The sequence below is a fragment of the Burkholderia sp. Ac-20353 genome (genome assembly GCF_017104785.1).
Classification (GTDB): Bacteria; Pseudomonadota; Gammaproteobacteria; order Burkholderiales; family Burkholderiaceae; genus Burkholderia.
In genome coordinates this window covers 1-1087 of record NZ_JAAGPL010000513.1, presented here as the reverse complement: position 1 = coordinate 1087, position 1087 = coordinate 1, and the positions used below count along the sequence as shown (strand labels likewise).

2 protein-coding genes are annotated in these 1087 nt (G+C 61.8%); both read left to right on the top strand.

Going from position 1 to position 1087, the window contains the following annotated elements:
• The first annotated feature begins 115 nt into the window (after positions 1-115).
• Positions 116-535: a helix-turn-helix domain-containing protein gene (locus G3N94_RS41660; protein ID WP_241022372.1), complete on the top strand. Its 420-nt coding sequence runs from the start codon at positions 116-118 to the stop codon at positions 533-535.
• Positions 532-1080, top strand: a complete 549-nt coding sequence (locus tag G3N94_RS41655) for an IS630 family transposase (protein ID WP_205799952.1) — start codon at positions 532-534, stop codon at positions 1078-1080. The genes G3N94_RS41660 and G3N94_RS41655 overlap by 4 nt, the downstream gene beginning before the upstream one ends.
• Positions 1081-1087: the final 7 nt, after the last annotated feature.

Sequence of the window (1087 nt, the reverse complement as noted above, 5' to 3'; positions counted from 1 at the left end):
TAAGTGTGTTGAGTAAACGGATTTGAAGATCATGCGTTAGGAATGCAGACCATGTGATGGGAACTGCGAACCTATGCGATGCGAGTTGCGACTGACCGAAGTGGAGAAGCTGACCTTGGAACAACTGGCCTTGAATCACCGTCATCGGGACATCAGGACGCGCGCCACCGGACTGGTGCTGCTGAGCACCGGCCTGACGGCGCCCAAGGTGGCCGAGCGACTCGGCGTCAGTGTGCAATCGCCCTACAACTGGGTCATGGCGTGGCGCGAGCGTGGCGTGGTCGGCCTGCTGACGGGCCACGGAGGCGGTCGCCCGCGCGCCTTGCCCGATACGATGGTCGCGGCGGCGATTCAGATCGCAACGACTGAACCTCTCACGCTGGGCCAGATTGCCCGGCGCCTCGAAGCTACGTTCAATGAGCCGCTGCCGTGCCGGCTCGAAACGCTGGGCATGGCGCTCAAGCGCGAAGGGCTCTCATTCAAGCGCAATCGTTACGCACTCAAAAAAAGCGCGACGAAGAGGCGTTCGCCATGAAGCAGACCACGCTCGCGAAGCTCCAGCAGGCAGCGCGGGAAGACGCCGTGCGGCTGGTGTATCTCGACGAGGCGGGCTTCTGCGGATCGCCGCCGGTTCAGCGTAGCTGGTCACCACGGGGTCTGCCTCACGAGATCGAGCCCAACCATCACTGCCGGCGCAGCGTGATCGGCGCGCTGGATTTTGGCGCCAATGCGCTGATTCATGCCGCCCATGCGGGCACGATCAAAGGCCCGCATATCGAGCGCTTCATCGATGACCTGCTCGCCGCCGGTGACGGCAGGCCGACCGTGATCGTGCTGGACAACGCCAGCATCCATCACGGCATCGATGAAGCAACACGACAACGCTGGCTGATCGATCACCACGCTCTCCTGTTCTACCTGCCCGCCTACAGCCCCGAGCTCAACATGATCGAGATCGTCTGGCGGCAATTGAAGTACCGATGGCGTCGCTTCGTCACCTGGACCAAGGAAACCATCGACGCTGAACTCGCGGAGCTGCTACGCGGCTACGGCTCCGCTTTTCAAACCAGTTTCTCGTGAACACTTA

Excerpts from the sequence above, each read along its gene's own strand:
- G3N94_RS41655 (WP_205799952.1), top strand. The coding sequence starts at position 532 with ATGAAGCAGACCACGCTCGCGAAGCTCCAGCAGGCAGCGCGGGAAGAC.